This is a genomic window from Rhizobium sp. RCC_161_2 (genome assembly GCF_041355235.1).
In the GTDB taxonomy this organism is placed as follows: Bacteria; Pseudomonadota; Alphaproteobacteria; order Rhizobiales; family Rhizobiaceae; genus Rhizobium.
Window position 1 is genome coordinate 189,465 of sequence record NZ_JBFUPL010000004.1, and the last position, 24,089, is coordinate 213,553.

Here is a 24,089-nt window from a genome sequence, read left to right on the forward strand (position 1 = left end):
ATGCAAGGTCAGCTGCAATTGACGCTTGCAAGGGTAAGCGTTACCCCTGAAATCCATAGGCTCGACGCCCTATATCAGGACGGCGAGCCGCTATAACAATAATGGAGTAAGGATCGTGACGGGCAGATTGGTCATTGTCGGGGCCGGGCAGGCCGGATTCGCGCTTGCCGCCAAAGTGCGGGCGCTCGGAGATCTGAGGCCGATCACCATCGTCGGCGCCGAAGAAAGCCTTCCCTATCAACGGCCACCGCTGACCAAGAAGTATCTTCTCGGTGAAATGGCCTTCGCCCGGCTGCTCTTCCGCCCGGAACATTGGTACGCCGACAACAATGTCGAGATCCGCCTGTCCACCTGGGTCGAGCAGATCAAGCGCGCCGCAAAGCAGGTCATCATGCAGGATGGCTCCGCCCTCGACTACGAGACGCTGGCGCTGACGACCGGCGCCACGCCGCGCCGGCTGCCGCCCGCTGTCGGCGGCGCTCTCGAGGGTGTCTATGTCGCCCGCGACAAGCGCGATGCCGATCAGTTGGCCGCTGAAATGCGCGCCGGCCGCCGCGTCCTCATCATAGGTGGCGGCTATATCGGCCTCGAAGCGGCGGCCGTTGCCCGCCATCGCGGCCTTGAAGTCACTCTCATCGAAATGGCCGACAGGATCCTGCAGCGCGTTGCCGCCAAGGAGACGGCAGACATCATGCGGGTGATCCACCGGGAACATGACGTCGTCATCCGCGAAAAGACCGGCCTCAAGCAGCTGATCGGCAAGAACGGCCACGTCGTTGCCGCCGAGCTGTCCGACGGCTCCACCATCGATGTCGATTTCGTCATCGTCGGCATTGGCGTCGCCCCGAACGACAGGCTCGCCAAGGAAGCCGGCCTGGAGGTCGGCAACGGCATTATCGTTGATTCGCTCGCCCGCACCTCCGATCCCTCGATCTTCGCTGCGGGCGATTGCGCCGAACTCCCCTGGAACGGTGGCCGCATCCGCCTCGAATCGGTCCAGAACGCCGTTGATCAGGCGGAAGCCGCAGCCGGAATCATCGCCGGCGGCAATGCGACCTATGATCCGAAACCCTGGTTCTGGTCGGATCAATATGACGTTAAGCTCCAGATCGCCGGCTTCAACCTCGGCTACGACGAGACCCTTCTGCGCCCTGGTACCCGCGAAGGGTCGGCTTCGGTCTGGTATTTCAAGCAAGGCCGTTTCATCGCCGTTGACGCCATCAACGACGCAAAGGCCTATGTGACCGGCAAGAAGCTGCTGGAAACCGGCATCAATCCGGTAAAATCCGTTCTGGCTGATCCCTCAGCAGATCTTAAGCAGCTCCTGGCCTGAGAGAGGCCGCAAGCCGGCTATCGGGTTCCTCCCTGCAGGATGCGCGCATCGCCGAATGCAGGGAGAACGCGCGTGCAGGCGAAAAAGGGCTTGCGTCGATAAATGAATGGCCCTATCAGGGCCGCACCGGAGAGGTGGCCGAGTGGTCGAAGGCGCTCCCCTGCTAAGGGAGTATCATTCTCCGGACGTTATTATCGCATCGATTTGATTTTGTTATATTTTTCGTCAAGAAGAATTTTTCCTGGCACACACTGTGCCGCAGGTGTGCCAAAGCGCTCATTTCTTGCCGAAAACGCGGTCGATCACTTCACGATCCGCATCCCCCTCCACATACGTCTCCATCAGCAGCCGGCGCGACTTCCACCCGCCATGATCGGCCGTCGTGGCAACGTCCACGCCATTCCTCACAATCATCTCGGTAGCAAAGCCGTGGCGTCCGATCTCATGGCTCGTCAGCCGCACCAACCCCGCAGCCTTGATCACCTTGTCGAAGCGCTTCTTAATCGTTGATCGATTGGCCGCACCGAAGACAAGTGTCTCGCTCATGCTTCGAATGTTAGCCAGATCGATGACCATGGCGCGCGTCAGGAACACTTTGCGCGGTTCTGTCTTCGTCTTGGTGAGAAACGCATGGCGCTCCTGCAGGCTCACGTCATCCCACGTCAGGCGGCAGGCTTCCGAAACGCGGGTGGCCGTCTCGAACATGAACCGAGCGGCGGCAGCCGTCTGTGGCATATCAAGGCGCTTTGCGGTCTTGTAGAAGACATCGAGCCATGCCTTGTTCCCGGCGGCGCGCATTGTCCGCGTTTCCTTGAAGCGCTTCACGCTGATCTTCTGCAGGCCCTTGGCGTCCGCCGCATGATTGATGATCGCGCGCATCGGCGTGATGACCTGGCGGTTCCATGTTGCCGGCGCGGCATTCGGATAGATGGTTTTAGCCGCGCTCCGGATAACAGGCCCCGTGATATCCTTGACCCTCCATTTTTCGAAGTGATCTAGGAGTAGAACCGTGAAGCGGGTATCGCGGCCATCCTCGATATAGAGCTTGAGCGCCTGCGGAAATGTCAGGATCGCTTCTTCGCCGTGGACAGCGGCACGACGGAGTTCGTTGTCATATTTGCTCGCGAAGTCTTCCGCGATCCGGCGGTCAGTCGTTTTCGTAGATCTGCGGTGTCGCTTTCCATCCACGGTGCAGTCGAAGTGCCAGTAGATGCTCCCTTTGCGCTTGTAGAGTTCTGGCATATGATCGGCTCCGGCTTGGCGGCGTGAACAATGGTATCGAGATCGGAAGGTAGAAGGAACATCGTTTTCCCAAGTACCCGGCAGGCTCCTAGAGCCCTAGCGCGTTCGCGCAATGTGCGCTCTGATATTCGTATGCCTGCCGCCTGGAGTTTGGCAACGGCTACGGCCGGAGAAATAGCTTCGTCGAATATGGTCACCAAAGATCCTCCGAATAGAGCTGCGGATCACGGCACCCCTCAACGGTGATCTGTCCAGCAGCGAAGGCGATGTAGAAAGCCTCCACTCGGTTCACGAACCGTCCGGTATCCGTAAGGAAGCCTTGGCTTTCCGGAACGGCCTTGGTGCCATCGATCCCCATCTCCAAATCCATAGTCTGGATGATGGTATGGTGACGCGCCGGCGGCGGCAGGGAGATCGTGCCGGCGAGTTGGATTGCCGCAGCGATGATGCGTTCACCCATGGTCCGCCTCCTTTGCCTTAGCAAGGGAGCGGATGGCGGCTGCCACGTCCAAATTGCCGCCGACATACTCAGGGCCGGTTTCGCCGCGCACCAGATGACTGCCTAGGCGTTCGGCGATCTTGGCAGCTTCTTCCAAAGCCGCACTCCGGCACTCCACAAGGCGGCACTCTATGATGGCGTCCACAGCTGGAATGTGGGTGATCGGATCAACGCTAGATGATGCAATGGCATAACGGATCTCGAGCCCGGCATTGTACGCGATTTGACGGACAAGCAAACGCTGGTCTTGATCAGCCATTCCCCACCTCCTGCGCTTCGCGGTAGCGATCTAGAGCGCAATAGGCGATCACATGGGCTTCGTAGGCGGCACCGTTGACGGCAGCCCTTTTGTAATTAAGCGCCTCTATCCTCACAAAGTCCTTCGCCATCTCGTCGCACAGGGCCTTGAGGGAGTCGGTGCGCTGACGTTCGGCGAGGAGAGCGCTGGCAACGTCTGCAACGCAGTCATCTTTCCATGTGTGATATTTAGCGATCCGATCGACAATCTCTGTCGCAGCCCGCATGATGTCGTCCGGTATATCAACCATCGTTCCGCCCCTCCGTATCATCTGAGCGCACCTCGACGGCAACAAAGCCGGGGCACCGTTTGTTCGGCTTATCTTCGTTCTTGATGAAACCGCAGAACATGCAGCACTTGATCTGCATCGAGGAAAAGACACGCTCGTGCCATATATGGCCGTTGTCTTCCTTCGGGGGATTGCAGCAGGCGACGATATGGAGTTTGCCGCTGCCACGGTGGCAATCGCAGGTGCAGTTGTCATAAGCGGGCGGCGCAAGTCGGCGACCAGCGCTAATCTCAAGATCGCCTTCTTGCGCGGCTCGCTTCTCAAACCATTCTTTATCGATCGGCAATTTCATGGCTGGCCTCTCGTATCTGGAACGGCACCTGAATTGATGAGATCGTCAGAGAGAATGCGGATCTCGATGCGGGTGATGCCGGCGGCTTTCGCGGCCTGTCCCTCGCTCAAAGTTCCTTCGACGTGAAGACGGGCGATGAAGCTGCGCATCCTCTGGCAATCGGGGCATTGCACGCGCTGGCGCCCATATGATCCGTTATGGCCGTGATTGCCATATTTCTTCCGACGCGTCTGCCATGCTCGCTTGCGGGTTTCGCTGATGGTCTCCATCTACTTCCGCCCCTCCAGTTCCTCTGTGGTGCGGAGGGGCGATACCTCAACGCGAATGCAGCGCCATCCGGCTTTATACGCGCGCTTCCAGCCTTGGCGAGGTGTCTCGTCTTCTCTAGCCCACGTGTCGGCTAGGCATGCTTGTGACTCAGCGCGGGCGGACCTAATGGAATCGTCATGTATGAAAGGGTAGGGATAACCTTGCGTGCAGAAGCATGCCCATGCTGTGGTTTTCATCACTTCGCCTCCTCTTGCTCAGGGGCGACGGCGCGGCCGAGGGCGGCTTCGGGGTAAAGTTGGCAAGACCCCGGTTCGCGATCGCTTTCAATGACGTAACCGCATGGCGTCATCGATGTGCTGTAGAACCCAACCACGGGGCCATTCCACGACGACCCCTTTGTCTTGGATACGCGCTCGCCAAGCTTGAACTTTGGCACGAAGCCGCGTTTGTTCTCAGCCCTAAGCGCGGCTATCTCGGTCACCTGCTGGCGGGCCTTGTCGTTCCAGAAGCGCCATAGACTTTGATCCATTGGTGTTTCGGTAGCGCGATCATAGCAATCCTCGCTGCAAGTCCATCGCTTATCGGAAAGCTGGCATTCAGTTCCGCCGTCTCCTTCCACGGTCGAAAGGTCAGTCTTGCCGCACATGCAGCATTGTACGGCTATCTCGGGTGCGGGGCTTTTGGATGCGATCAATAAGTCATGGCAGCCATTAATGATCATTTCGCGATCCTCACGGCTGACCAAAGATGAGGCGCCGTCCGACTGGCGATTGCCGGCAAGCCTAGATAGCGCCTGAATGAGAGCAATGTTGCTCGTCTGCACCTTCTCGGGTGCTGGGTCGCTTTGGGAGGTGGAGAGAGCGCTGCGGATGCGCTGCTCATAGTCGGCTTGGGCGGCAGCTTTGGCTCCATCTAGGCTATGGAACGCTTCCCCAAGGCACTCCCGTGCGGTTTGACCGGGAACACCCCATATTGCGTTGCATGTGAACGGCGGATCACCCGGTCCATGCACTGGCTTATCTGGCTGAATTGAGTACCAAACCCCAAGACCATCAGGTTGCGCGAAACCCTCGACCCACCCGTAACGACGCCACTCCAGCGCCTTCACGGCCACCGGCTCTTGCGGGGGTGGGGTAGTGAGCCGCCTTAACTTGTACCTATAGATCGCCCCTGCGACGTCATCCTCTGTGTATTCGATAGGAATTTCATCTAGTATCTCGGGGATCAGTTCCTTGTCGGGCATAGACCGCCAGCCGTAACTAAACTCGGGGCTGCTCTCTATTGCCGCTTCGATGGCTGACGAAACCATCTCATCAAGTTCGCTCGTCACCGTGGCCCCATGTGGGGATGGAGAGGCGGCTAGGAGTGCCGCCCACGCGCCTGCATCACTCGTATCCCTAGGCGCCGGCTCATCATGGGAATGCCAACCATTCTTGTATCGGTACCAAGCGCCGATCATACCGACGTCCATCGCTTTCGGCACCAACTGCCAGCCGTCCGGTACCGCCCTCTCATGCCGTTCAGCATCGGAGGGGGCGGAAAGGGCGGATTCGAGTTCGAACATCTCATCAAACGGGACGATCCACATCTTCTCGCCAGCATCATCTTGGATGCCAACCATCTTGCCGTTTCTTGCTTTGAAGTTGGAAACCTTCGATGAAACAACATCTTTCGCGGCTTCAATAATCCGTTCACTTATCGGCATTGTTCTTCTCCTGAGAGAGCTTGGCGCGGAGGGTGGCGATGAGAATGGCAAGCGCGGCAGTCGGTGCGTGCGAGCATTTGGCTGATTGACGGTCGAAGAATTCGAGCCGTCGCTGCACGAGGTCACACATCCATGGGCCTTGATCACGAAGGATTTCGGCGTCCCATTCGCATAGGTTCTCGATGCGCCACCCCGGCAACGCGCGCTCACATAGAGCAACGGCGGCGTCGATGGATGAGGTGAATGGCTTGGCGGCGCATCTGCCGCCGATGGCAATCTCGTCGGCCTCTACTTGCAAGGCCGCGTCGGTCTCTTCCGAAATCTCCCAAACGCGAACGGACAACCAGAAATCCAACTCCCGGCTCGGTCCCTTCGCGCTCTCCAGTGCGGCAATCAGCTCTTCAAGCTTTTGCATGAGAAGAGCCCCCCCTGCGGTGCGTCGTCGTCGATGGCAATGACCCGAACGGCGACGGGATCAAACATCACGTCGCAATCTTCACAGGCAGGCCACTCGGCAGGATCGAAGCCGAAGATGCCGCTCTCGTCTTCAACGGGCTCATATTCGAAAGACCGCTCGCATGACGGGCAGCGCACGCCCCAGGTCAGCGGATAAGGGACAGGTCTATCCTTGCACTCATACGGCATGAGATGCCTCCAGCTTGGAGAGGAAGGCGCGGGCGGATACGATCTGCGGGACATGTTCGATGAGCCCTTCGTCGTCGTCTGTAACGAGACCATTGACCAGATCAGCGATCACCTTCACGGCCTCGGCAAGCTTGGCCCGCAGGTATTTCGCCTCCTCGTTCAATTGCCTGATCGTTTCGTCCTTGCTCTCGATAAGCACTGAAAAACGACGGTTTTCACCGATAAGCTTGGCTTCAGCGCTATACCTTGCGTTCATGTGCCCGACCCGCTCGGCTTCAGTCTGGCGATACATCACGTCGGCTTGCTCAAGAGCCCTGTCGTATAGGCTCAGGTCGTCGGCAGGACCGCTTTCAGACTGCGGCAATTCAAGGTGGCCGCACACCACGCGCAGGATTTCCTCATAGGTTTCTCGCTGCGCTTCGGCCTTCCTCGCCCGCTCTTCCTCATCCGCTGCAATAGTGACCTGTAGATCACGGCTTGCTTTGATGTTCGCTATTTGCTGCTCAAGCTCTGCTATGCGGGAATCGGCAGTGGATTGGAGTTCTGCGTCCGCCAGAGCTGAGAGGATGACGCGCATGTTGTCGGGCTGGGTGGCTGCGATATAAGCCGCGTTCTTGGCCGGCTCCGGAGGCATGATGTCCCCGTTGTGCACGCAGACGGCGACCGCAAGGCCATCATGCCGAAGAATGTTCACGTCCTCGAAGAAGCTTTCCTCCGCCGCTTTAGGGTCAATATGCCAGGGCCCCGGCGTCACGCCCTCCATGGCCTTCGTGATCTGGTCGGATAGTTTCTTGGCGCTGGTCATGGCTGTTCCTCTCGGTAGAGCTGGCGCGGCGGCAAATTCTGCTTCGTCTGGCGCTTCTCGGATTTCTCGGTTCTTGGGAAGCCGGACGACTTGATCTTGCCAGCGGGCCGCACTGCGCCGGACGCTTTATCGCGCTGTCGGTCGGACTTCCGGATCTGGCGGATATCGGCTGCCGTCTTTTCCTTATGGCAAGCGCGGCATATCAGACGGCCATTGGCAACCGTTGGTTCGCCGCCAAGGGCGCAGGGAAGCACATGGTCAACTTCTCCTTCGCCAGGCTTCAGGACGGCACGGCATTTCTCGCATTGACCAGCGGCGCGCGCGATGATCGCGGCCTTGGTCTTGCGGTTGAATTCGAGGCGGTTCGCCATCACGCATCCTCCAGCATATACTTCTGGACGCGCTTGATGGTCTTGCCCTTCACCCGAATGACGCGGACAACGCGTGCCCGGTCGCAGGAGAAGGAAAAGCCTTCCGATCTGGCGTCAGGGTCTTCCTGAAGCTCACCGATCGGCTCAACCTCGTAGACCTTGCCATGACCAGACGGATGCATGCAGGCGTAGAGCAGTGCGCCTTCCTGCAAGGTGCAGACATAGACCTTCGAGCGGTCACAAACCGCGTGGCCGCCAAACCGGGCCAATGAAGGCGCTTTCGTCTGGATAGGTGGCAACACCAGGTCGCCTACCTTCAGGTTACCGTATCCGCCGTGGAAGTAGCTCACGCGCGCCTCCATATCCAAGACAGCCAGGAAAGACGCTTGCGCCAGCGATTCTTGGCGTTGTAGGCATCGAGCCGTTCGGTGATTGTGTCCTGCAGTTCAAGACGCTTGATCGTGGATGGGCGAGGGCTGCGGTATTTCTGGCGGCGGGTCTCAGCGGCGCTCATGCGGACCTCCGATCGCGGTAGTCCCGCCACCTGATGTATTCCATGAAGGTCATGGAGCCATCGTATGCGAGAAAGTCTATGTATCGCTGTTTGCTGCGCGAGAGCTTCGGAGGGGCAGGGCTTTCTGATACTGCGGCGCGCTTGCCTTCTTCCGTTGCCCAGAAGCAATCATCGCCACCGGCCAAAGGATGATCGCGGCGGACGGACATAAAGCCAAGTCCAACAAGGGTCATGCAATCCGCATGATCCTTGCTGCCTTCTCCGGTGACGAAGTGGTTTCGATAGAAGGTCCCTCGTCCGTGCTGGTCGAGGCCAAGCGTGTGTTGGAGGATGTGGAGTTGCTTCGGGGTCACGCTGCCAACTCCTTCGCGCTGTCGATGAAGTGTTCGCGATAGAGCCGATCAAACACAGCCTGAAACTGAGCAACGACAGCGTCGGCATGCTGAGCCTCAAGGAAATAGGCGGCAAAGCTCGCATGCATCTGCATCATGTAGGATGCCATGCCGATGAGAATGTGGTCTGCGTTTGAGCCAGGACGCACGATCTCGGCGTTAGCGAACTCGACCAGGCTATCGTGGACCTGAGAAACGGACATCCTAGCAATCAGGCTGGTGATGGGATCATCGCAGGTCAGCGCGTCGTCCTCGGACATGCTTCCAGGCAATAGGCGTGCGGTGTCGTTCATGCTGCTATCCCCTTCACGTCTTCCGGCGTGATGCCAAATTCAGATGCGATGAAAGCGATCGCCTCGCGCAGGAACTCGCCGAAGGTCGGCTCGTCCATATTTTCGAAGGCGATCGAGGACGGAACCTTGACGATGTAGCCGCCCATGATGACGTCGTCGGTGAAACCAGTCCGAAGCTTCACCATCTGGTGGAGCGCCTTTTCGGTCGGCGCGCAGCCGGTTGCCTTCACGACTTCCCGAAGGAACGCCCAATAGAAGCGAAGACGATCTGGGACGCGACCGGTGCGCAGATCGATGCGGATACGCTGGCCGTCGGGGAACTGGCGGATCAACTCGCGATCCATTTCCATTTCGCCGATAAGGCGGTCGCCGTTGCGGGTGACGTAGATTGGTGGGTTTTCGGAGTTCTTCTTCGCCGCCATATCAGCCTCCATTTAGGCCGTTGAGGCGGGCGAGCGCCCTGTCGCGAACCGCAAAGGCTGCATCGATCATGTCGGCGTGGCCCTCGGTTTCAAGCACGGCTGGCGCGTCGAAATCGGTCCAAATCTCTTCGACGGACTCTTCATCCTTTGCGGTCGCGAGCGATGTCTCGAGATCTTCCATAAACTCGCCGAGATCGAACTCGCCGTCGCCATGCTGCAAGTCGTCTACCGGTGCGGTATCTTCCTTGGCAGGTTCTGCGCCAGCCTTCGGCGGACGGGGAGGCGTGAGCGACTTCTTGGCAGGAGCGGACTGATCAGCCGGGGTGATGTCGCGCATCTCGGGTTCGTCGCGTTGTGTGCTGCGGGCGATTTCGCGCTCTTCGAACTCGTCGCGGATACCGCCAAGAACGTCGCCAAACAGTTCGCGAAGGCAGTAGCCGGCCGCGCGCCACGACAGCATGCGCTTCGGGAAACGATACCAAGTTGCATCGTTCGGCACGTTGTCGCGCCAGACCTTTTGTCCGTTTTCCCAAATCTGCTTTTTGACCGTCGCCCGGTCATCCCAAAGGCGAGCGCGGATCGCATCATCCTGAGTGAACTCCACGCGCTTGTCTTCGCCGGTATCAAGGCGCTTGGCTTCGCACCATCCGACCATCTTGCCGCCGACGATATCGCAGCCGGTTCGCAGATAAGCGACCTTGCCGGACTGGCGAACGACATTGATCAGGCCGTCGCCGTACAGGGCAGGCTTGCCGTTGATGACGGTGAAGCTGCGAAGCGAGACCATTGGCTTCAAGCCAAGCTCGGAGCCGGACATGATGACGATCGCCACGGCGCTGGCCGCATCGTCACCGGTCAGCTTGCCGACGAGCGAGGATGGAGCAAGGCCAGAGGCGACAACGGCGCGCGCCACGCGGAACGTTTCTTCAAACGTCTGCGGGATGATGGCCATGACTTGGCCGCCGCCTTCTAGGGCTGGAACGTGAGCGTTCATGATCTTCTCCTATTGGTCTACGTCGTCGAAGATCGACCGATTGCCCTTGTCGTCGAGCATCGTCCGGTCTTCAGAAAACATGCGCTGTCCATTGGGATACTTGGCATGCCGCTCCTCGTCGGTGCGAAGGTCTTCCACCTGGCGAAGGATCGCCACCGCTGCCATTTCGGATTCGGTCTTGATCTCCATGATCTCGACCTTTGCCTCGCCGTGCTTGGCAGGCACGTAGACGCACTGCCCGACCTCAACAGGGAAGTCCGCGAAATAGTCGTATGTCTTTCCGCTCTTCTCCCATGAGAACTTGACGGCTACGATTGTGCGGGTCGTTGTATCGGTCATCATGCAGCCCTCTGTTCAGAACGGATCGCCATACCGACCAGCTCGACACCGGAGCGCGCAGCCCGGTTCGCCAGCGTCTCGACGACCTCGCGGATTTCGGAGCGATCTTTCAGCGCCATCAGCAGCTTATCGAAGTCGGTGATTTCAGCCGAGACGAAGGTGCGGAGTGCCACGCGCGCGCCGGTCCGGCCAGCCGCCGCGTTTCTGGCCTGCGCATCGCGCTCGGCGTCGGCGGCAAGCTGTTCCAGCCTTTCGGCAGCAGCGATTCTGTCATTGTGCTCTTTGATCGCGTGACCGTCGGCGATGCCGTCCGCAACCTTCTTTGCCATCGCCTTTTCGGCGGAGATCCGTGCCTCATCGGCTTCGCGCTGGATGCGGTCAGCTTCAGCGCGCGCTGCTGCTTGGCGTTCGTTTTCTTTTCTCTGCTCCTCTTGCAGAAAGGCATCCATGTGCCGCTTGAGCTGCTTGCTCAGGTCTGCAGGGCCTTCCTTGAGATCACGCCACTTGTCATCGATGCGCCGTCCTTCATCGAGTGACGGCTGCTTCGCGACCTTGTGCAAGTCGGTCGCCTTCTTGGCGATGCCGGCCAGACGCTTCGACCAGACGGCGGCTCGGTCGGCTTGATCCTGCGTCGTGATCTTGGTCTTGAGGAATGCGGCGGCCAGTTCCTTCTCGCCGGCGAATTCTTCGGTCAGTGCCTCGAAAGGGTCGGACGGCTGATTATGATCCTTCGGGGCGAGCGCGTTGGTCGGCGCATCATCAGCCCATCCGTTACCAGCAGTCGCGGCGTCGAAGGCTTCCTCGGTCACTGGATGACGGCAGCACCAAGTCCAGATATCCTCCGGGTGCTTCACTTCCGCGCCGTTGCGGGTCGCAACGAACACGCCGTCCTCGTCCTGCCAGATGGCGACGGGTAACCACGGTCCGTTCTTACCGTCACGGACACGGTAGAAGCCCCACTCGGGCTGTCCGTCGTGCATCGGGCCGAGCTTGCCGGCGAGCGCATTGCTCCACCAAGCCCAGACATTTTCAGCGGCGTGCGACATAGACGTTCTCCTGATTTTTGAGGGCCTGGACGTGGTAGGCTTCGTTCGCGCTCGAAAGCGCCCCGTAGCTGATCGAGATCATGAAGAGGGTGAGCATCGCCATGGCAAAGAACTGCTCTTTGGCGGTGAAGGTGATGAGAGGGGCTACCTTGGCAGGCGCTGCGCGGCATTCAGTTGTCCGGCAGTCGCATTCGACGCCTCTAAGCGAGCAATGGATCACGACCGCCCCTCCGCCTTGGCGATGACCTCATCGAGATAGACAAGGTCTATTGCCACTTGGTCAGAAAGAAGCCTGCGAGCATCCTTTAGGCATTCAAGGAGTTCAGGAGCGGCGGCGATCAGACGCGCATTTGCTTCCTGCTCTTTCGGGCTGATGAAGCGCTGGCGGCCCATACGTTCATCCCCTGCGGTGCTCTGGCAGGCCATCGCAATGAATTCCCACTCGTAAGTCTTGAGCCCTGCCTGAACGATAGAGAAACCGATTTCAGCACCCATAGGGTCTTCAACTTCCCAAGGGCCGGGAGTGTGCTTGCTCATGGTCATTCAGCCGCAACAGAGTGAACGGAGCCGCGAGGGCTGATCTCGGGAACGCGGGCCGGCTCATCAGCGATGCGTTCGACGCGGTAGCCAAGGCGGACGGCCAACTGCTCAAACTCGTTCAGAGCGCCCTCATAGTGGCCGCGTGCTTCTGAGGCTTTGCCGGCGCACGACAGGTAATAGGCGACGTTGAGGCGCGTCTCGATTTCGTGGGCCTCTGTGCGGCCGTGCAGGTATTTGGTGTGCATGATGATCACTCCGCTGCGATTGAGTAGGGATAGGCCGATACCGGGCCGAGATGATTGAAGGCGCCCTTCCACTCGCGCTCACGAACCTGTTCGGTGGTGAGGCCGACAAAGCCGGTATGGAAGGGACGGGGCTCGACGATGCGATAGAGCGGACCAGCCGCACCGATTTCTTCGGCCTGCTGGCGAAGCTCGTGAGTGCGTCGGATGTATTCGAGATACCGAGCCGAAGCCTTCGGGGCATCCTTGCCGACGCGGTGCAGATCGCGGATCTTCTCGATCACTTGGTCAAGCATCTGGACGTATTGACGCATGGCGTCGGCGTTCAACTGTCTTGCCGCGATGTTCATCGTCTCGTCCTCATTGCCGGTTGGCTTGGTATGAGGATAAATGTAACAGATAATGCTACACTGTCAACTGTTATGTAGCATAAAATGATGCAAAATATTTGATGAACCCGAGAAATGTAGCAAAAAAATAGCGCGGGAGATCGGCGACCAGGCACAAAAAAGCCCGCGCTAGGCGGGCTGGGGGAGGGTGATGGAAGCTGGCGACTTAAGAAATCGAAACTCTAGACCGAAGGGTTTCGATGATCGAAACGTGTGTCGCGCAAAAAGAAACCCGCCGAAGCGGATCTCAAGCAGCATGGCTAAAAGGGGTATCAATTGTGAGAGTTACCCCCAAAGCTTTGAATGCGTCTTCAATAGCATCCAACTTGGTTTGATGATCAAGTCTGAAAAGTCTATCAATCTGCTCTCGATGACTCCAACCTAATGCGCGCTGAAGGTCAGCACGCGTCCAGCCCTTTTCGCGCATTAACATGTAAATGGCGGATTTCAGGTATACCATCATCGGCACCTCGACAAACCGCCCTTTACCGTCCGTCTCCTTCATAGGAAAAGGAATATCTTCGCCGTCGGCAATGCGTGCGGCTATCGCTTCTTCAATGGCATTGCGACCGTTACGGCAAGCTTCCTCCTGAGTTTTCCCAAAGGAGACAACTTCCTCGAAATCGGGTGAAGTTACCAGCCATACATCACCGTCTGGCTGAAGAGCCAGTTTGTACCAAGCCATCTCTCATCCTCTCTTATTTTAAGCCAAGCTGCTTTTTGATTGTGCTAATCAAGCCTGGACCCAGCTCTTTGTTCCCACCATGTGTAGGAAGCTGGGATTTCTTTCCGTCGCGGTAAATAGTAACATGACCGCTCCCGCCGCGATGGTTTTCGAACGTGCATCCCTGTTTGGCGAGCCATCGCCGAAATTCGCTTGTGTTCATTGATATATCGTATTCAACACTTCTGTTGAAGTCAACATAAGTGTTGAGCGAAAATTAACTATTAATTAACAAACAGATAAATATTTTCGTTCCAGTATCACTCACACCAAATAACCCTGATCTCCGCCTATGCATTAGGTTTCAAATGCTCATCGATCAACTCACGAGCCGCAGCGAACACGCCGCTGTCGTCATCGCCCTGGCTCTCCTCAAGCATCAAGAGCGCATGCTCATAGAGTTCCCGTTCCATGTGCTCGGTGAGAACGTTCATGCGGCGAAGTTGCGCAATCAGCGCGGCGACCGTGGCGGCCGTGGAAAGCGCCACCGCGCCGGCGGATAGAATGGCATCATTCTGGCCCATGCGTTCTCCTTCAGCAGTTCATATCGCCATCGGCCCAGCGAAGTACGCTACGGATATCCTTATCTCTGGACAAGGAATTCCCGGAGACAACGCTGATCTTGCTGCCTGACCCAGCCTTTTCGATCTTGGCCTTCCAGAAGAAATGGCGGCCATAGATACTGCTCATCGAATATGAAATCTCGCCAAAGCCGAGATCGGGATAGAGTTGAGCATCCAATATAAGTTGGGTCGCGACACCAGGGCTTCCGACAAGGCAGCGAGAGGCCGGATCATGAATCTTCCGATACAGGGCCTGATAATTCTCCGGAAAAGATTTTTCTGTGTTGGCGCTATATTTGTTCTGCGCAAGGGTGTCTGGGTTGTTCGAACAGCCAACCAGAGCAGATAAGAGTGCGGCCGTCAAAATTCGTTTCATCTGGTTTCCTGTAAACTTAGAAAGCGATGCCGCGCGCCGTTAGCCACCAATCATATGACGGCCATCCCTTCTTTACTGCATGCAATCTGATAGATTTTGACCTAAAAGAATATTGCTGTACTGGCTGTTATATCCGAACGCTTGAAACCCGGTGTAAGCCCCAAAACCGTTCTTCAGGTTGATGAGCCCACAATAAAGTTCCGGGCGGTTTTTAGCCTGTTTCAAGTCAGCTATTTGCGCTGAAAACGGGTCAGCAACAACCGATCTCAAGGATGAGAAGATCGACTTAATCACCCCTTGGTCAAGATTTTTATCTGACCCATCTACCACTTGTTGAGCGTGCGCAGGTAGCGCGATGCAAAGCACAAAAACAAACCCGAAAAGTCGCCGCATGGAATCCCCCAACATAAGACTTAATTCACGACGCCGAATTTTCTAAGGACGCGACCAACGATGAAGAGATCTTCGGCCCGCCATTCCTTCGGCTTGTGGCGAGGATTATCAGATATCACCGATACGATCTGCTCCTCCGCCCCTGGCTGGCTCGAAATCTCAAGCCGCTTCACGACCAAGCCACCAATCTCGTCGAGTACAGCGTACAGTCCCGAAGGCGATGGCCAGCGGTGACGGGTATCAATGAATACGACATCGCCTTCATTCAGCGTCGGCAGCATAGAGTCCCCCTGTACAGGGAGAACAGCAACATCTTGTGCCGCAAGCCCAAGGGATACGAGTAAGGCTGGCGGCAATCTCCAATAGTCGCGAACATTGTCCGCGGAGAATGTCATCCCATGACGACCCGGAACGCCCTCCGAGACTATAGCGAGGCCACCGCCTCCCATGCCGCCAGTCGCATCGATCTGAGGTGACCCGTCACTCGGCACGCCGCGAACGCCCGTCTCGGCGCCGATTGTCATTTGCTGATCTTCTGTCCGGGCCTCTGGTTCGTCCGGATCGAAACTCTGTATCAGCTTACTCTTGCCGCCGGGGAGACGGTTCAGCATTAAGTCGTTGACGCTAACATCCAGTAGAGGGGCCATGGCTTCCGCCCGATCACGCTTAAGTTTCGTGTGATCGTTGGCGAGGCGATTGATTGTCGCGCGAGACACGTCAAGCAGATCCGCCAGCTCCTCTTGTGAGCTAACTTTTGATGCTTTGATGAAGGGGTCGAGCCAATTCTTTGTCATGGCGATTTTATCCGCCATCTTTGCAGCATCTTCTATGCCATAAAATGTTACAGTGCCGTTGACATCTTGTGTAAAGTGTAGCAGTAATTGCTACATGACCCTTGAAGATTACATCCACGAGCACACCACTGTAACAGCTTTTGCGGCATTGCTGGGCAAGAGCCGGGCGCAAGTGCACCGGTACATGCGCGGTGAAAATCTGAGCAAGAGCGTCATTGAAGAGATTTGCTCCGCCACCGGCGGGGCGGTGCCCCCGTCTTCGTTTTTCCAAGCCAAGTCTGGGGTGGCAGCATGACCGACGTTCACAACGTTGCCCGCGATCAGCTCAAGTCTATCGTTCAGCGTGTAGAGCGTCTTGAATCCGAGATTGCTGACCTGAACGCCGACAAGTCCGACATCTACAAGGAAGCCCGCTCCAATGGCTTCGACGTGAAGGCGATCAAGAAGGTCGTCTCGAAGCGCAAGCTCGATGAAAACGAGCGCGAAGAGCAGGACGCGGTTTTCGATACCTATTGGGATGCTGTCCACGGGACGAACCTTGTGCATGCTCGCACACGAGAAAACATTGAAGAATTTGACCCGATCACGGGCGAATTCGGCGACGAACCTGTCAGCGTCACACGCTCCGACGGTGGTTTGAACATCGTCCACAAGCACACCGAAATTGCCTCGGCCTCTCAAGGCGAAGCCGAAGCCCCCAGCGTCGAGCGCATAAGCCCAGCTGAGACCAACACAGGCAGCGCCGCCGCCAACACAGGAGGCGATCATGTAACCGCTCATCAGTCGTTCGCAGCACGGGCTGGTGCTTCGGTTCAGGTCGCACCGGCCATCATCCTCCGCCCGAACTGCCGAAACCCGCAGATGTGCGGAAGCGGCACGATTGACCATTGCCACTCGTGCAAGGTCGCGATGCGGGAAAGGGAAGTGGCATGAGCACTCTTTCCAATCGCCAGATCAAGGCAGTTCGCAAGGTTCATGTCTGCGAGCAATGCAACAGAAAAATAGATGTCGGATCTCCGGCTCAATACCATTTTGGGATTTGGGAAGGCGAGCCATTCGGCACTTACACCCATATGGAATGCCATGCTGCCGCCCATGCATATGCCGAACTGAATGACCTCTGGTTTGAGGATTACCCTTGGTTCCAGTTCATGGATGACAGCGAGCACGATCATCATGCGTGGCTCCTTCAAAATCATCCGGTCGTCGCTGATCGCCTCAATATCAAGCGCGAGGCTGCCGAATGACAAACTCAGATCCAAACCACAAACCACTCCCAAGCCATTACATCGGCTGCCCCAAATGCTGGAAGCCACTGTCCATCGCTGAGCAGATCGAGCGCCATTGCGAAGAATGCATGATGGATGTTCGGCCGGAAGAAATCCGGAATCGGAGGGCAGCATGATTGACCTTCTCCACGAAATGGTCGGGCCTTTCCTGATCACGATCATCACCGGCGCCTTCTTTGGCAGCATGGTTATCGCGATTTCCAAGATCAAGCCGAGAGATGCCAGCGACACCGCCGGCGCATCGGAAGGCGATCAGCAGCACTTCCACATTCGCGCGGTCGAGGACGAGTTTCGCCGCGAGGACTTTTGAATTTCAATTGAGCGCGTCCCCCTCCCAAGCTCCGCGCGCTCAAGACTGGTCTCGGCCTTCGTCCTCCGAATTTTCGGTGGCCGGGACCAGAACTTTTAGCCGGATACGCTTATTCGCCAGCCGCATGACGACGGCTTGAGTAACGGCTCCGAGACTTTCGAATGAGGCTGGCGACGACAGCGGATCGTCGCCAGCAGCAGAGCCAGACGAGGCGGCGGAACTAGCTCTGCGAAATGGAATGACGGTTTGCTCCCGAGGCGGGCCGTGGGTGGAGATTGAAGGCCCTGGAAGGCCGCCGTCTCCACCCTGATTATCTTCGGTCCTGTGCATCTGTAGCTCCTTGAACAAGAGCCAACCTAAAGCACGGAGACGACAAGGTGTTGGGTTTCGAACAGGAGAACTTGGGACATCGCCCCAAGAAAAAGACCAGCAGGAACAAGGTAATGAGTTCGATAGTAGAAGCCAGAGTATTGATGCAGGACGCTTGGCCGACCCATCGGTTCGGCAAGCTGGACAACATTTTCTATCACGCAGTGCGGTTCATTTCTCCGCGCGTTGAAAAAGAATTCACGCCGCGCCGCGCCCGATCGATTTGGGAAGGCACCGCGCGACGTATCGACAGCGACGAAATGGATGCCCTACGGGCAGCGATCATCGAGGAGGCCCATCGTGAGCAACAGGAATTACGCGCCCGTCTGGCTGCGCTGGACAAAAAGGTTGCCGCTTTCGCTGCGCGCTCGGCTGGCCGACCGGTGGCGGGCTCGGGCGAATAAGTGGGCCGATAGGGCTGAATGGATCATGGGGGATTGAGCGAATGACGCAGAACAGTGTGCCGCTGATCGTTGATAGTTTTGCAGGTGGCGGCGGTGCTTCAACCGGTATCGAGATGGCCTTGGGCCGCTCGCCTGATATCGCCATCAACCACAATGCTGACGCCCTGGCGCTGCATGCGGTCAATCATCCCGAGACGCTCCACCTGTCGGAGAACATCTTCAAGGTCGATCCTCTCGACCACGTCGCCGGCAAGCATGTCGGGCTCGCTTGGTTCTCGCCTGACTGCAAGCATTTCAGCAAGGCCAAGGGCGGCAAGCCCGTCGAGCGCAATATCCGCGACCTCGCTTGGGTCATCGTCCTTTGGGCGCAGCGCGCCAAGCCCGACGTCATCATCATGGAGAATGTCGAGGAATGGAAGGAATGGGGTCCACTGATCGAGACCGACAAGGGTCTGATGCCTTGCCCTGATAGTCGGGGTCAGACGTTCCAGAAGTGGTGCAAGGCCATGAAGGCGGCTGGCTACAAGCTGCAGCACCGCGAGCTTCGGGCTTGCGACTATGGCGCTCCGACTATCCGCAAGCGCCTCTTTGTCATCGCTCGCCGCGACGGGAAGCCTATTGTCTGGCCGGAGCCAACGCACGGCGCACCGACCGACCGCGACGTCATATCGGGAAAGAAACGTTCTTGGCGCACCGCTGCCGAGATCATCGATTGGTCGCTTCCTTGCCCGTCGATCTTCGATACGTCCAGCGAGATCATGGGGAAGTTCGGCCTTCGCGCTATCCGTCCACTTGCCGATGCCACGATGGCCCGCGTAGCGCGGGGCACTAAACGCTACGTTCTGGACGCTGCACGTCCGTTCCTTGTTCAGACCGGTTATGGGGAGCGCAAAGGGCAGGAGCCCCGCTGCTTGGATCCAGAAGCCCCGCTTGGTACCGTCGTTGCCGGCGGTATCAAGCACGCCGTCGTCGCTCCTTCGATCACCCGCTTCAACACCGGTGCGACTGGCAGCGCCATGGACGAGCCCGTCTCGACGATCACCGCGAACAGCTACATCAAGAAGCCTGGCGGCGCTGCGCCTATCGGGATGATCGCTCCAAGCCTTTCGGCTTTTTACGGTCCCGGCGCTGGTGGCAAGGATCGCTCGGCCAGTGCTGAAGAGCCGGTGAGGGTGGTTACGACCGAGAACAGGCACGCTGTTGTTGCGCCTCACCTCATGACCATGCGGAATTCCGGCAAGCCGTTCAATGGCGCTGATGAGCCGGCACACACGATTACCGCCGGCGGCGCTGGCCTTGCGCTCGTCGCCCCCGTTCTAACCTATGCCCAGCAGGGCGGCGCGAACAGGTCGGTAGAGGATCCGCATCACACCATCACGGCCAGCAAGAAAGACCAGAACGCCGTAATCATCCCGACGCTTGTCGGCTGCGGTGGCCGCGCTGGACAAAGCCGTCCGCGTGGCGGCCACGAGCCTATGGCAACTGTGACCGCAAAGGCTGACGTCTGCACGGCTGCGGTCTTTGTTGCGCAACACAACGGCGACCCTCGCAAAGATGGGCATGAAGCCACGCGCCCCGGCAGGTCGGCAGATGACCCCTTAGCGACGATCACGGCCACCGGCACCCAGCAGCAGACCGTTGTCGGTTTTCTTGCGCAGAATAATTATCAAGAGCCTGGGCATGATGCGCGAGATCCTCTGTCGACGATAGTCGGCAAGGGAAGCACCCAAAGCCCGGTTACTGCCTTCATCTCCCGCCAATTCGGCGCATCGATCGGCCACGGCATCGATGAGCCGTCGGCAACCGTCACCGCTGGCGTCAACAAATCAGCGCTCGTCGCTCCTCATCTCCATGCCTATTACGGCTCCGACCAGGACACGCCAGAAGACGAGCCCTTCCACACCATCACGACCAAGCCACGGTTCAGTCATGTCGAGGCGGAGATCAGCGCGCCGCCGTTCACTCCTGACCAGCACGAGCGCGCCCGCGAAGTCGCAGCCTTCTTGCGCTCCTTTGGTTTCTGGGATGATCGAGAGTTCGTCACCCTGACCATTGGTGAAGCAGAGTTCGTCATCGTTGACATCGGCATGCGGATGCTGACACCCCGTGAGCTGTATTCGGCCCAGGGTTTCCCGGCGGATTACAAGATCGATGCGGATGCCGATGGGCGACCGTTCCCGAAGAACGTCCAAGTCTCTTGCGTCGGCAACTCCGTGTCGCCGCCAGTCGCCGCTGCCATCGTTGCCGCCAACTGCCAGCACCTCGTCGAATATCGCGAGGCTGCTGAATGACCGAACCCACTGAAATGATCTCCTGGCTCGACAAGCGCATAGCCAGCGCCATGACCTGGCTCGACGACCATGGCCGTCAGAGCAAGCGTCCTCGCCCTGAAGGCGAGATAGCCGCCAAGGAATACGACATCGCTCGGTTTGACGAGATCAAGGCTGCCTACGTGAAGGCTCTTGAGCGGAAAGGGCAGGCGGCATGATCCAGTTCCTCGACGGTCGCGTCACCCTTCATGTTGGCGATTGCCTTGAACAGATGGCCCTCATGGCGCCTGATAGCGTCGATTGCGTCGTGACGTCTCCACCGTATTGGGGTCTACGCGATTACGGCGTCGAAGGCCAGATCGGGCTTGAACCGACACTTGCCGAGCACTTGGCCGTCATGGTGCAGGTATTCGAGGCCGTCAAGCGTGTCCTAAAGCCAACCGGAACGCTGTGGGTCAACTATGGCGACTGCTACGCCACGACGCCAAACGGACGCAGCGCGGCCGATACGAAGGCAGCGGGAAACGATGACCGAACATTCCGTGACAAGCCTTTTTCGACCATCGGTGGCAGCCTGAAGTCGAAAGACCTCTGCATGATCCCGAACCGCTTGGCGATTGCCTTGCAGGATGCGGGCTGGTGGGTTCGCAGCGAGATCATCTGGGGCAAGTCCAATCCGATGCCGGACAGTTCCGGCAATCAGCGGCCATCGACCGCTCATGAGAAGATTTTCAAGTTCACCAAGTCCGCCGATGCGGATGTCTGGCGCGCTCGCGATACCGGCGAAGTCTCTTTCGCTCCCGATCTCTCCGAGCGGTGCGCGCTCATCACCGATCCAAACCGAGATGGTGCGCGTTGGATGCGCCTTGGCTCCTACTATGACGCGGAGTCCGTGAAACAGGGCCGCACCCAGGATGAGGACGCGGCAACGTTTCGAGGCGGCTCCTATGTCGGCGGGAAGCCCGGCCCGCGCACTGTGACCGGAAACAAGCGCGTCAAGATGCCTGATGGCTGGGACACCGGAGAGGGTGGTCACGGTTCCCGTCATCGTCGCGGTCGCGAGGCTGGGAAGATGATTGAGGTCACGCCCCGTCATCAAGGACACATCAATCACACGGGACTGGACGAACTCGGTCGCGGCGACGGGCGACTGCTTCGGAACTATGAACCGGCGCCCTTGTCGGTCTGGGAGATGGCCACGCAAGCATTCTCCGAAGCCCACTTCGCCACGTTCCCCCCAGAGCTTGCCGAGCGCTGTATTCTCGCCGGATGCCCCAAGGACGGACTGGTGCTTGATCCTTTCGGCGGGGCAGGGACAACCGCGCTCGTCGCCCTTCGCCACGGCCGGCGCGCGGCGCTGATCGAACTGAACCCTGAATATGCCGAGATTACCCGCCGGCGGATCGAAACAGAATGGCGCGTCCCGCAGAAGCCGAAGGAAGTTGATTTAGGCCCTCTCTTCGCAGGGAGCGCAGCATGACCTTCTCCCAAGCATATAAGCTCTTTGGGCCTGACGTCGAAACCATAGCAGAAGAAACCGGCATCCCCCCTGGCAGAGTCGACCGCCTCATCAACGAAAAGCTGAACAAGCGATACGAGAACCGGATTCGCAATGAGCGGGTGCGTTCCGAGCTGCGCGAGATACGCGCGAGGAGGCCGGTATGACAGACGCCGCGTTATTTCAGCCTGATATCCAGCCGGTAGGCAAGGTCACGTCATCGGACGTCAAAAAGGCGATCAGTGATATCTTCGCGCCACCAGCTTACCAGACATTCTTCGAGGTATCCAACGCAACCGGATACGGCATCAAGAGCTATGCCGATGCGATTGCCATGGGTGTTTGGCCTTCTACCGGCCACGAGATCCATGGCTTTGAGGTCAAGGTCAGCCGATCGGACTTCCTTAACGAGATGAAGAACCCTGAGAAGGCCATGCCGATCATGCAGTATTGCCATCGGTGGTCGCTCGTATGCCCGGCTAACATGGTCAAGCCAGATGAGGTTCAGGCGACTTGGGGCATTTATTGGTTCAAGGACGGCGTCATTCGGAAGGCACGGCAAGCACCTTTGCTCGAAGCCAAACCGCTGACCGCCGGCTTCGTTGCTGCGCTCGTCCGCCGCGCCGGTCAGCTAGACACAGCCTCTATCAACAAGGCCGTGGCCGAAGCCCGTGAACGCTGGGATCGGGATAAGAAGCAGGATATCGAGGACGAGGTGCGGCGCCGCAGCGGTAGCCGCGACGCCGCGCTGAAGCTCCTCCATGCCATGGAAGCCGCATACGGACACAATCTGGATAGCTGGGATATCGAGGCCCTTTGCAAGGCTGTCGCCATTACCGCAAAGCTCGGCCTTCACGAGAGTTGGTCAAGCCCGATATCGATGCTGGCGATGATAGAGGATTCTGGAAACCGCATTCGCAAGGTGTTGTCAGAGGCTGGCGTCGATCTTCCGAAGAGGAAGAACGCATGAGCGAAGTCCTTCGCGAGATTACATTCGATCTGCCTATGCCTCCATCCCTTTGGAAGCTCTATCAGGGTCGCGGGTTCACCATGCGCCGATCGGTCGAATACAAGACTTGGATCGAAGAAGCCGGCTGGATGCTGATTGCCCAGCGCAACCGAGGAGGCAAGTTCCGCCGGTTCGCTGGCGATGTGGCAGTGACTATCCAGGCTTATCGCGGCGCGAACAAGGGCCGCGATATCGACAACATCCTGAAGGGCATTCTGGACCTTCTAGAGTCTACCGGAACAATTTCCAACGATAAATGCGTGGTCGATCTTCATGCCAGATGGGTGAATGAGGGTGTGCCATGCACTGTGACCGTGAGGGACGCGGCATGAGCAGATGGTTTCGCCACTATGCCGGCATGATGCGCGACGAGAAGCTTGTCAGCGCCGCCATTCGATCGAAGCAGCCGGTCGAACGTGTGGTTTGGGTTTGGGGCGCGATTTTGGAAAGCGCAAGTGAGGTGAATGATGGTGGAAGATTCGACTTTGACGCCGGAGAAGCGGCTTACTTTTTGCGAGTCGGTGAAGATGACATCGAGAATATTCTATCTGCCCTGGTATCTTTGGGGCGGCTTTCTGAGGGCGCTGTGGTTCGATGGAGCGACCGCCAGTTTGAAAGTGACCAATCTAAAGACCGGCAAAAGCGTTACCGTGATCGTCTCAAATCGTCACGTGACGGTGGAGTGACGTCACGTGACGGTGAGGTGACGGCCCAAGATACAGATACAGATACAGATACAGATACAGATAGTTCTTCACTTCGTTCAGAACCATTTGAAAAAGAAACGCGCGAGCGCGGCGAATTTTCTGATTGGTTTAATTCTTGGCCTTCGGCTGCCAGTGATAACGATGATGACGCTTTAGCAGCATGGCGAGAGCTGAGCGAGGCGGATCGGTCGGAAGCTTCAAAACAATCCTCAGCCTATGTCGATGCCGCTAAGGGCGGCGGCCGCACGGCGATCTGCTCAGCCGCCAATTATCTCCGAAAGCGCATGTGGACCCGACTGGCGAAGCTGAAACCTCCTGACAAGCCGGCGCCAAAAGCCATCGGCCTATCCCACCTGCAGAAGCCACAATCCCGAGAAGAATACCTAGCCGACGAGTTACGGCGATCAAAGCGGAGTTTCGAGAGATGAACATCCAGTTCGAGACCAAGACATACCAGACAGGC

40 protein-coding genes, 1 tRNA gene and 2 pseudogenes are annotated in these 24,089 nt (G+C 58.0%); 15 read left to right on the plus strand and 28 right to left on the minus strand.

The window, feature by feature from the left end; genetic code table 11:
• Positions 1 to 115 precede the first annotated feature (115 nt).
• Positions 116 to 1,333 (plus strand): NAD(P)/FAD-dependent oxidoreductase, encoded by a 1,218-nt coding sequence (locus AB6803_RS12515; protein WP_371109190.1) that lies wholly within the window; start codon positions 116 to 118, stop codon positions 1,331 to 1,333.
• Positions 1,334 to 1,461: 128 nt separating this feature from the next.
• A tRNA-Ser gene (locus AB6803_RS12520) sits at positions 1,462 to 1,662 on the plus strand.
• A 55-nt stretch (positions 1,663 to 1,717) separates the two neighbouring features.
• Here the strand turns inward: AB6803_RS12520 and AB6803_RS12525 are convergent.
• Positions 1,718 to 2,068, minus strand: a pseudogene (locus AB6803_RS12525) (tyrosine-type recombinase/integrase); the annotation flags it as partial.
• Here AB6803_RS12525 and AB6803_RS12530 point away from each other — a divergent pair.
• A complete protein-coding gene (locus AB6803_RS12530; protein ID WP_371109191.1) occupies positions 1,964 to 2,332 on the plus strand; it encodes a hypothetical protein in 369 nt (122 codons plus the stop codon). The pseudogene AB6803_RS12525 and the gene AB6803_RS12530 overlap by 105 nt on opposite strands.
• A 436-nt stretch (positions 2,333 to 2,768) precedes the next feature.
• On the opposite strand, the gene AB6803_RS12535 is transcribed toward AB6803_RS12530, so the two are convergent.
• From AB6803_RS12535 to AB6803_RS12665, 27 genes are all read right to left on the minus strand, one after another.
• Positions 2,769 to 3,035 (minus strand): hypothetical protein, encoded by a 267-nt coding sequence (locus tag AB6803_RS12535; protein ID WP_371109192.1) that lies wholly within the window; start codon positions 3,033 to 3,035, stop codon positions 2,769 to 2,771.
• On the minus strand, positions 3,028 to 3,333 hold the full coding sequence (locus AB6803_RS12540) for a hypothetical protein (protein ID WP_371109193.1): 306 nt from the start codon (positions 3,331 to 3,333) through the stop codon (positions 3,028 to 3,030). The genes AB6803_RS12535 and AB6803_RS12540 overlap by 8 nt, the downstream gene beginning before the upstream one ends.
• Positions 3,326 to 3,622 (minus strand): hypothetical protein, encoded by a 297-nt coding sequence (locus tag AB6803_RS12545; protein ID WP_371109194.1) that lies wholly within the window; start codon positions 3,620 to 3,622, stop codon positions 3,326 to 3,328. Before AB6803_RS12545 ends, AB6803_RS12540 begins: the two co-directional genes overlap by 8 nt.
• Positions 3,615 to 3,953: a hypothetical protein gene (locus AB6803_RS12550; RefSeq protein ID WP_371109195.1), complete on the minus strand. Its 339-nt coding sequence runs from the start codon at positions 3,951 to 3,953 to the stop codon at positions 3,615 to 3,617. Before AB6803_RS12550 ends, AB6803_RS12545 begins: the two co-directional genes overlap by 8 nt.
• A complete protein-coding gene (locus tag AB6803_RS12555) occupies positions 3,950 to 4,222 on the minus strand; it encodes a hypothetical protein (protein ID WP_371109196.1) in 273 nt (90 codons plus the stop codon). Before AB6803_RS12555 ends, AB6803_RS12550 begins: the two co-directional genes overlap by 4 nt.
• A gap of 236 nt (positions 4,223 to 4,458) precedes the next feature.
• Positions 4,459 to 5,928: a hypothetical protein gene (locus AB6803_RS12560; protein ID WP_371109197.1), complete on the minus strand. Its 1,470-nt coding sequence runs from the start codon at positions 5,926 to 5,928 to the stop codon at positions 4,459 to 4,461.
• Positions 5,915 to 6,343: a hypothetical protein gene (locus tag AB6803_RS12565; RefSeq protein ID WP_371109198.1), complete on the minus strand. Its 429-nt coding sequence runs from the start codon at positions 6,341 to 6,343 to the stop codon at positions 5,915 to 5,917. The genes AB6803_RS12560 and AB6803_RS12565 overlap by 14 nt, the downstream gene beginning before the upstream one ends.
• Positions 6,344 to 6,562: 219 nt before the next feature.
• Positions 6,563 to 7,378 (minus strand): hypothetical protein, encoded by an 816-nt coding sequence (locus AB6803_RS12570; RefSeq protein ID WP_371109199.1) that lies wholly within the window; start codon positions 7,376 to 7,378, stop codon positions 6,563 to 6,565.
• The gene (locus tag AB6803_RS12575) at positions 7,375 to 7,749 is read right to left on the minus strand and encodes an HNH endonuclease (protein WP_371109200.1); all 375 of its coding nucleotides are present in this window, start codon (positions 7,747 to 7,749) and stop codon (positions 7,375 to 7,377) included. The genes AB6803_RS12570 and AB6803_RS12575 overlap by 4 nt, the downstream gene beginning before the upstream one ends.
• The gene (locus AB6803_RS12580) at positions 7,749 to 8,111 is read right to left on the minus strand and encodes an NAD(+)--rifampin ADP-ribosyltransferase (RefSeq protein WP_371109201.1); all 363 of its coding nucleotides are present in this window, start codon (positions 8,109 to 8,111) and stop codon (positions 7,749 to 7,751) included. Before AB6803_RS12580 ends, AB6803_RS12575 begins: the two co-directional genes overlap by 1 nt.
• Complete coding sequence (locus AB6803_RS12585; RefSeq protein ID WP_371109202.1) at positions 8,096 to 8,263, minus strand: hypothetical protein; 168 nt, start codon at positions 8,261 to 8,263, stop codon at positions 8,096 to 8,098. Before AB6803_RS12585 ends, AB6803_RS12580 begins: the two co-directional genes overlap by 16 nt.
• A complete protein-coding gene (locus AB6803_RS12590) occupies positions 8,260 to 8,616 on the minus strand; it encodes a hypothetical protein (RefSeq protein WP_371109203.1) in 357 nt (118 codons plus the stop codon). The genes AB6803_RS12585 and AB6803_RS12590 overlap by 4 nt, the downstream gene beginning before the upstream one ends.
• Positions 8,613 to 8,948, minus strand: coding sequence for a hypothetical protein (locus AB6803_RS12595; RefSeq protein WP_371109204.1), 336 nt, complete (start codon positions 8,946 to 8,948; stop codon positions 8,613 to 8,615). Before AB6803_RS12595 ends, AB6803_RS12590 begins: the two co-directional genes overlap by 4 nt.
• On the minus strand, positions 8,945 to 9,370 hold the full coding sequence (locus tag AB6803_RS12600; RefSeq protein WP_371109205.1) for a hypothetical protein: 426 nt from the start codon (positions 9,368 to 9,370) through the stop codon (positions 8,945 to 8,947). Before AB6803_RS12600 ends, AB6803_RS12595 begins: the two co-directional genes overlap by 4 nt.
• A 1-nt stretch (position 9,371) precedes the next feature.
• On the minus strand, positions 9,372 to 10,364 hold the full coding sequence (locus AB6803_RS12605; protein WP_371109206.1) for a hypothetical protein: 993 nt from the start codon (positions 10,362 to 10,364) through the stop codon (positions 9,372 to 9,374).
• Between the two features lie 9 nt (positions 10,365 to 10,373).
• The gene (locus AB6803_RS12610; protein ID WP_371109207.1) at positions 10,374 to 10,706 is read right to left on the minus strand and encodes a hypothetical protein; all 333 of its coding nucleotides are present in this window, start codon (positions 10,704 to 10,706) and stop codon (positions 10,374 to 10,376) included.
• Positions 10,703 to 11,749: a hypothetical protein gene (locus AB6803_RS12615; protein WP_371109208.1), complete on the minus strand. Its 1,047-nt coding sequence runs from the start codon at positions 11,747 to 11,749 to the stop codon at positions 10,703 to 10,705. Before AB6803_RS12615 ends, AB6803_RS12610 begins: the two co-directional genes overlap by 4 nt.
• Positions 11,733 to 11,969, minus strand: coding sequence for a hypothetical protein (locus AB6803_RS12620; protein WP_371109209.1), 237 nt, complete (start codon positions 11,967 to 11,969; stop codon positions 11,733 to 11,735). Before AB6803_RS12620 ends, AB6803_RS12615 begins: the two co-directional genes overlap by 17 nt.
• On the minus strand, positions 11,966 to 12,286 hold the full coding sequence (locus AB6803_RS12625; RefSeq protein ID WP_371109210.1) for a hypothetical protein: 321 nt from the start codon (positions 12,284 to 12,286) through the stop codon (positions 11,966 to 11,968). The genes AB6803_RS12620 and AB6803_RS12625 overlap by 4 nt, the downstream gene beginning before the upstream one ends.
• A gap of 2 nt (positions 12,287 to 12,288) precedes the next feature.
• Positions 12,289 to 12,534, minus strand: coding sequence for a hypothetical protein (locus tag AB6803_RS12630; protein ID WP_371109211.1), 246 nt, complete (start codon positions 12,532 to 12,534; stop codon positions 12,289 to 12,291).
• A gap of 5 nt (positions 12,535 to 12,539) precedes the next feature.
• The gene (locus tag AB6803_RS12635) at positions 12,540 to 12,881 is read right to left on the minus strand and encodes a hypothetical protein (protein WP_371109212.1); all 342 of its coding nucleotides are present in this window, start codon (positions 12,879 to 12,881) and stop codon (positions 12,540 to 12,542) included.
• 286 nt (positions 12,882 to 13,167) lie between these two features.
• Positions 13,168 to 13,605, minus strand: a complete 438-nt coding sequence (locus AB6803_RS12640; protein WP_371109213.1) for a type II toxin-antitoxin system HicB family antitoxin — start codon at positions 13,603 to 13,605, stop codon at positions 13,168 to 13,170.
• A 13-nt stretch (positions 13,606 to 13,618) separates the two neighbouring features.
• Entirely contained in the window at positions 13,619 to 13,807 is a 189-nt protein-coding gene (locus AB6803_RS12645; protein WP_371109214.1) for a type II toxin-antitoxin system HicA family toxin, read from the minus strand.
• A 127-nt stretch (positions 13,808 to 13,934) separates the two neighbouring features.
• The gene (locus tag AB6803_RS12650) at positions 13,935 to 14,168 is read right to left on the minus strand and encodes a hypothetical protein (protein WP_371109215.1); all 234 of its coding nucleotides are present in this window, start codon (positions 14,166 to 14,168) and stop codon (positions 13,935 to 13,937) included.
• A 10-nt stretch (positions 14,169 to 14,178) separates the two neighbouring features.
• Positions 14,179 to 14,583, minus strand: a complete 405-nt coding sequence (locus tag AB6803_RS12655) for a hypothetical protein (protein WP_371109216.1) — start codon at positions 14,581 to 14,583, stop codon at positions 14,179 to 14,181.
• Between the two features lie 72 nt (positions 14,584 to 14,655).
• A complete protein-coding gene (locus AB6803_RS12660; protein ID WP_371109217.1) occupies positions 14,656 to 14,976 on the minus strand; it encodes a hypothetical protein in 321 nt (106 codons plus the stop codon).
• Positions 14,977 to 14,996: 20 nt separating this feature from the next.
• Positions 14,997 to 15,788, minus strand: coding sequence for a S24 family peptidase (locus tag AB6803_RS12665; protein ID WP_371109218.1), 792 nt, complete (start codon positions 15,786 to 15,788; stop codon positions 14,997 to 14,999).
• Positions 15,789 to 15,864: 76 nt separating this feature from the next.
• Here AB6803_RS12665 and AB6803_RS12670 point away from each other — a divergent pair, with 76 nt between their 5' ends.
• The 12 genes and pseudogenes from AB6803_RS12670 to AB6803_RS12725 all read left to right on the plus strand — a co-directional run bounded on the left by AB6803_RS12670 (position 15,865) and on the right by AB6803_RS12725 (position 24,054).
• The gene (locus AB6803_RS12670) at positions 15,865 to 16,065 is read left to right on the plus strand and encodes an XRE family transcriptional regulator (protein ID WP_371109219.1); all 201 of its coding nucleotides are present in this window, start codon (positions 15,865 to 15,867) and stop codon (positions 16,063 to 16,065) included.
• Positions 16,062 to 16,295 (plus strand): annotated as a pseudogene (locus AB6803_RS12675) (DUF2312 domain-containing protein); the annotation flags it as partial. The gene AB6803_RS12670 and the pseudogene AB6803_RS12675, both read left to right, overlap by 4 nt.
• Positions 16,296 to 16,699: 404 nt before the next feature.
• Positions 16,700 to 17,017 carry a hypothetical protein gene (locus AB6803_RS12680; RefSeq protein ID WP_371109220.1) on the plus strand — a complete coding sequence of 106 codons (318 nt, stop codon included), beginning with the start codon at positions 16,700 to 16,702 and terminating at the stop codon, positions 17,015 to 17,017.
• Between the two features lie 154 nt (positions 17,018 to 17,171).
• Entirely contained in the window at positions 17,172 to 17,369 is a 198-nt protein-coding gene (locus AB6803_RS12685; RefSeq protein WP_371109221.1) for a hypothetical protein, read from the plus strand.
• A 377-nt stretch (positions 17,370 to 17,746) separates the two neighbouring features.
• Positions 17,747 to 18,142, plus strand: coding sequence for a hypothetical protein (locus tag AB6803_RS12690; protein ID WP_371109222.1), 396 nt, complete (start codon positions 17,747 to 17,749; stop codon positions 18,140 to 18,142).
• Between the two features lie 41 nt (positions 18,143 to 18,183).
• Positions 18,184 to 20,433 carry a DNA cytosine methyltransferase gene (locus AB6803_RS12695; RefSeq protein WP_371109223.1) on the plus strand — a complete coding sequence of 750 codons (2,250 nt, stop codon included), beginning with the start codon at positions 18,184 to 18,186 and terminating at the stop codon, positions 20,431 to 20,433.
• A complete protein-coding gene (locus AB6803_RS12700; protein ID WP_371109224.1) occupies positions 20,430 to 20,630 on the plus strand; it encodes a hypothetical protein in 201 nt (66 codons plus the stop codon). Before AB6803_RS12695 ends, AB6803_RS12700 begins: the two co-directional genes overlap by 4 nt.
• The gene (locus AB6803_RS12705; protein ID WP_371109225.1) at positions 20,627 to 21,892 is read left to right on the plus strand and encodes a site-specific DNA-methyltransferase; all 1,266 of its coding nucleotides are present in this window, start codon (positions 20,627 to 20,629) and stop codon (positions 21,890 to 21,892) included. Before AB6803_RS12700 ends, AB6803_RS12705 begins: the two co-directional genes overlap by 4 nt.
• Positions 21,889 to 22,077, plus strand: coding sequence for a hypothetical protein (locus AB6803_RS12710; RefSeq protein WP_371109226.1), 189 nt, complete (start codon positions 21,889 to 21,891; stop codon positions 22,075 to 22,077). The genes AB6803_RS12705 and AB6803_RS12710 overlap by 4 nt, the downstream gene beginning before the upstream one ends.
• A complete protein-coding gene (locus tag AB6803_RS12715; protein ID WP_371109227.1) occupies positions 22,074 to 22,880 on the plus strand; it encodes a hypothetical protein in 807 nt (268 codons plus the stop codon). The genes AB6803_RS12710 and AB6803_RS12715 overlap by 4 nt, the downstream gene beginning before the upstream one ends.
• Complete coding sequence (locus tag AB6803_RS12720; protein WP_371109228.1) at positions 22,877 to 23,251, plus strand: RusA family crossover junction endodeoxyribonuclease; 375 nt, start codon at positions 22,877 to 22,879, stop codon at positions 23,249 to 23,251. Before AB6803_RS12715 ends, AB6803_RS12720 begins: the two co-directional genes overlap by 4 nt.
• Positions 23,248 to 24,054, plus strand: coding sequence for a hypothetical protein (locus AB6803_RS12725; protein WP_371109229.1), 807 nt, complete (start codon positions 23,248 to 23,250; stop codon positions 24,052 to 24,054). The genes AB6803_RS12720 and AB6803_RS12725 overlap by 4 nt, the downstream gene beginning before the upstream one ends.
• Positions 24,055 to 24,089: the final 35 nt, after the last annotated feature.

Coding starts and splice junctions, on each gene's coding strand:
- AB6803_RS12700 (WP_371109224.1), top strand. CDS start 20,430: ATGACCGAACCCACTGAAATGATCTCCTGGCTCGACAAGCGCATAGCC.
- AB6803_RS12615 (WP_371109208.1), bottom strand. CDS start 11,749: ATGTCGCACGCCGCTGAAAATGTCTGGGCTTGGTGGAGCAATGCGCTC.
- AB6803_RS12635 (WP_371109212.1), bottom strand. CDS start 12,881: ATGAACATCGCGGCAAGACAGTTGAACGCCGACGCCATGCGTCAATAC.
- AB6803_RS12550 (WP_371109195.1), bottom strand. CDS start 3,953: ATGAAATTGCCGATCGATAAAGAATGGTTTGAGAAGCGAGCCGCGCAA.
- AB6803_RS12570 (WP_371109199.1), bottom strand. CDS start 7,378: ATGACCAGCGCCAAGAAACTATCCGACCAGATCACGAAGGCCATGGAG.
- AB6803_RS12645 (WP_371109214.1), bottom strand. CDS start 13,807: ATGAACACAAGCGAATTTCGGCGATGGCTCGCCAAACAGGGATGCACG.
- AB6803_RS12685 (WP_371109221.1), top strand. CDS start 17,172: ATGATTGACCTTCTCCACGAAATGGTCGGGCCTTTCCTGATCACGATC.
- AB6803_RS12600 (WP_371109205.1), bottom strand. CDS start 9,370: ATGGCGGCGAAGAAGAACTCCGAAAACCCACCAATCTACGTCACCCGC.
- AB6803_RS12580 (WP_371109201.1), bottom strand. CDS start 8,111: ATGGAGGCGCGCGTGAGCTACTTCCACGGCGGATACGGTAACCTGAAG.
- AB6803_RS12575 (WP_371109200.1), bottom strand. CDS start 7,749: ATGGCGAACCGCCTCGAATTCAACCGCAAGACCAAGGCCGCGATCATC.
- AB6803_RS12720 (WP_371109228.1), top strand. CDS start 22,877: ATGAGCGAAGTCCTTCGCGAGATTACATTCGATCTGCCTATGCCTCCA.
- AB6803_RS12625 (WP_371109210.1), bottom strand. CDS start 12,286: ATGAGCAAGCACACTCCCGGCCCTTGGGAAGTTGAAGACCCTATGGGT.
- AB6803_RS12595 (WP_371109204.1), bottom strand. CDS start 8,948: ATGAACGACACCGCACGCCTATTGCCTGGAAGCATGTCCGAGGACGAC.
- AB6803_RS12660 (WP_371109217.1), bottom strand. CDS start 14,976: ATGCGGCGACTTTTCGGGTTTGTTTTTGTGCTTTGCATCGCGCTACCT.
- AB6803_RS12655 (WP_371109216.1), bottom strand. CDS start 14,583: ATGAAACGAATTTTGACGGCCGCACTCTTATCTGCTCTGGTTGGCTGT.
- AB6803_RS12535 (WP_371109192.1), bottom strand. CDS start 3,035: ATGGGTGAACGCATCATCGCTGCGGCAATCCAACTCGCCGGCACGATC.
- AB6803_RS12605 (WP_371109206.1), bottom strand. CDS start 10,364: ATGAACGCTCACGTTCCAGCCCTAGAAGGCGGCGGCCAAGTCATGGCC.
- AB6803_RS12530 (WP_371109191.1), top strand. CDS start 1,964: ATGGCGCTCCTGCAGGCTCACGTCATCCCACGTCAGGCGGCAGGCTTC.
- AB6803_RS12560 (WP_371109197.1), bottom strand. CDS start 5,928: ATGCCGATAAGTGAACGGATTATTGAAGCCGCGAAAGATGTTGTTTCA.
- AB6803_RS12585 (WP_371109202.1), bottom strand. CDS start 8,263: ATGAGCGCCGCTGAGACCCGCCGCCAGAAATACCGCAGCCCTCGCCCA.
- AB6803_RS12715 (WP_371109227.1), top strand. CDS start 22,074: ATGACAGACGCCGCGTTATTTCAGCCTGATATCCAGCCGGTAGGCAAG.
- AB6803_RS12610 (WP_371109207.1), bottom strand. CDS start 10,706: ATGATGACCGATACAACGACCCGCACAATCGTAGCCGTCAAGTTCTCA.
- AB6803_RS12670 (WP_371109219.1), top strand. CDS start 15,865: ATGACCCTTGAAGATTACATCCACGAGCACACCACTGTAACAGCTTTT.
- AB6803_RS12705 (WP_371109225.1), top strand. CDS start 20,627: ATGATCCAGTTCCTCGACGGTCGCGTCACCCTTCATGTTGGCGATTGC.
- AB6803_RS12725 (WP_371109229.1), top strand. CDS start 23,248: ATGAGCAGATGGTTTCGCCACTATGCCGGCATGATGCGCGACGAGAAG.
- AB6803_RS12565 (WP_371109198.1), bottom strand. CDS start 6,343: ATGCAAAAGCTTGAAGAGCTGATTGCCGCACTGGAGAGCGCGAAGGGA.
- AB6803_RS12555 (WP_371109196.1), bottom strand. CDS start 4,222: ATGGAGACCATCAGCGAAACCCGCAAGCGAGCATGGCAGACGCGTCGG.
- AB6803_RS12665 (WP_371109218.1), bottom strand. CDS start 15,788: ATGGCGGATAAAATCGCCATGACAAAGAATTGGCTCGACCCCTTCATC.
- AB6803_RS12650 (WP_371109215.1), bottom strand. CDS start 14,168: ATGGGCCAGAATGATGCCATTCTATCCGCCGGCGCGGTGGCGCTTTCC.
- AB6803_RS12630 (WP_371109211.1), bottom strand. CDS start 12,534: ATGCACACCAAATACCTGCACGGCCGCACAGAGGCCCACGAAATCGAG.
- AB6803_RS12695 (WP_371109223.1), top strand. CDS start 18,184: ATGACGCAGAACAGTGTGCCGCTGATCGTTGATAGTTTTGCAGGTGGC.
- AB6803_RS12680 (WP_371109220.1), top strand. CDS start 16,700: ATGAGCACTCTTTCCAATCGCCAGATCAAGGCAGTTCGCAAGGTTCAT.
- AB6803_RS12710 (WP_371109226.1), top strand. CDS start 21,889: ATGACCTTCTCCCAAGCATATAAGCTCTTTGGGCCTGACGTCGAAACC.
- AB6803_RS12640 (WP_371109213.1), bottom strand. CDS start 13,605: ATGGCTTGGTACAAACTGGCTCTTCAGCCAGACGGTGATGTATGGCTG.
- AB6803_RS12540 (WP_371109193.1), bottom strand. CDS start 3,333: ATGGCTGATCAAGACCAGCGTTTGCTTGTCCGTCAAATCGCGTACAAT.
- AB6803_RS12545 (WP_371109194.1), bottom strand. CDS start 3,622: ATGGTTGATATACCGGACGACATCATGCGGGCTGCGACAGAGATTGTC.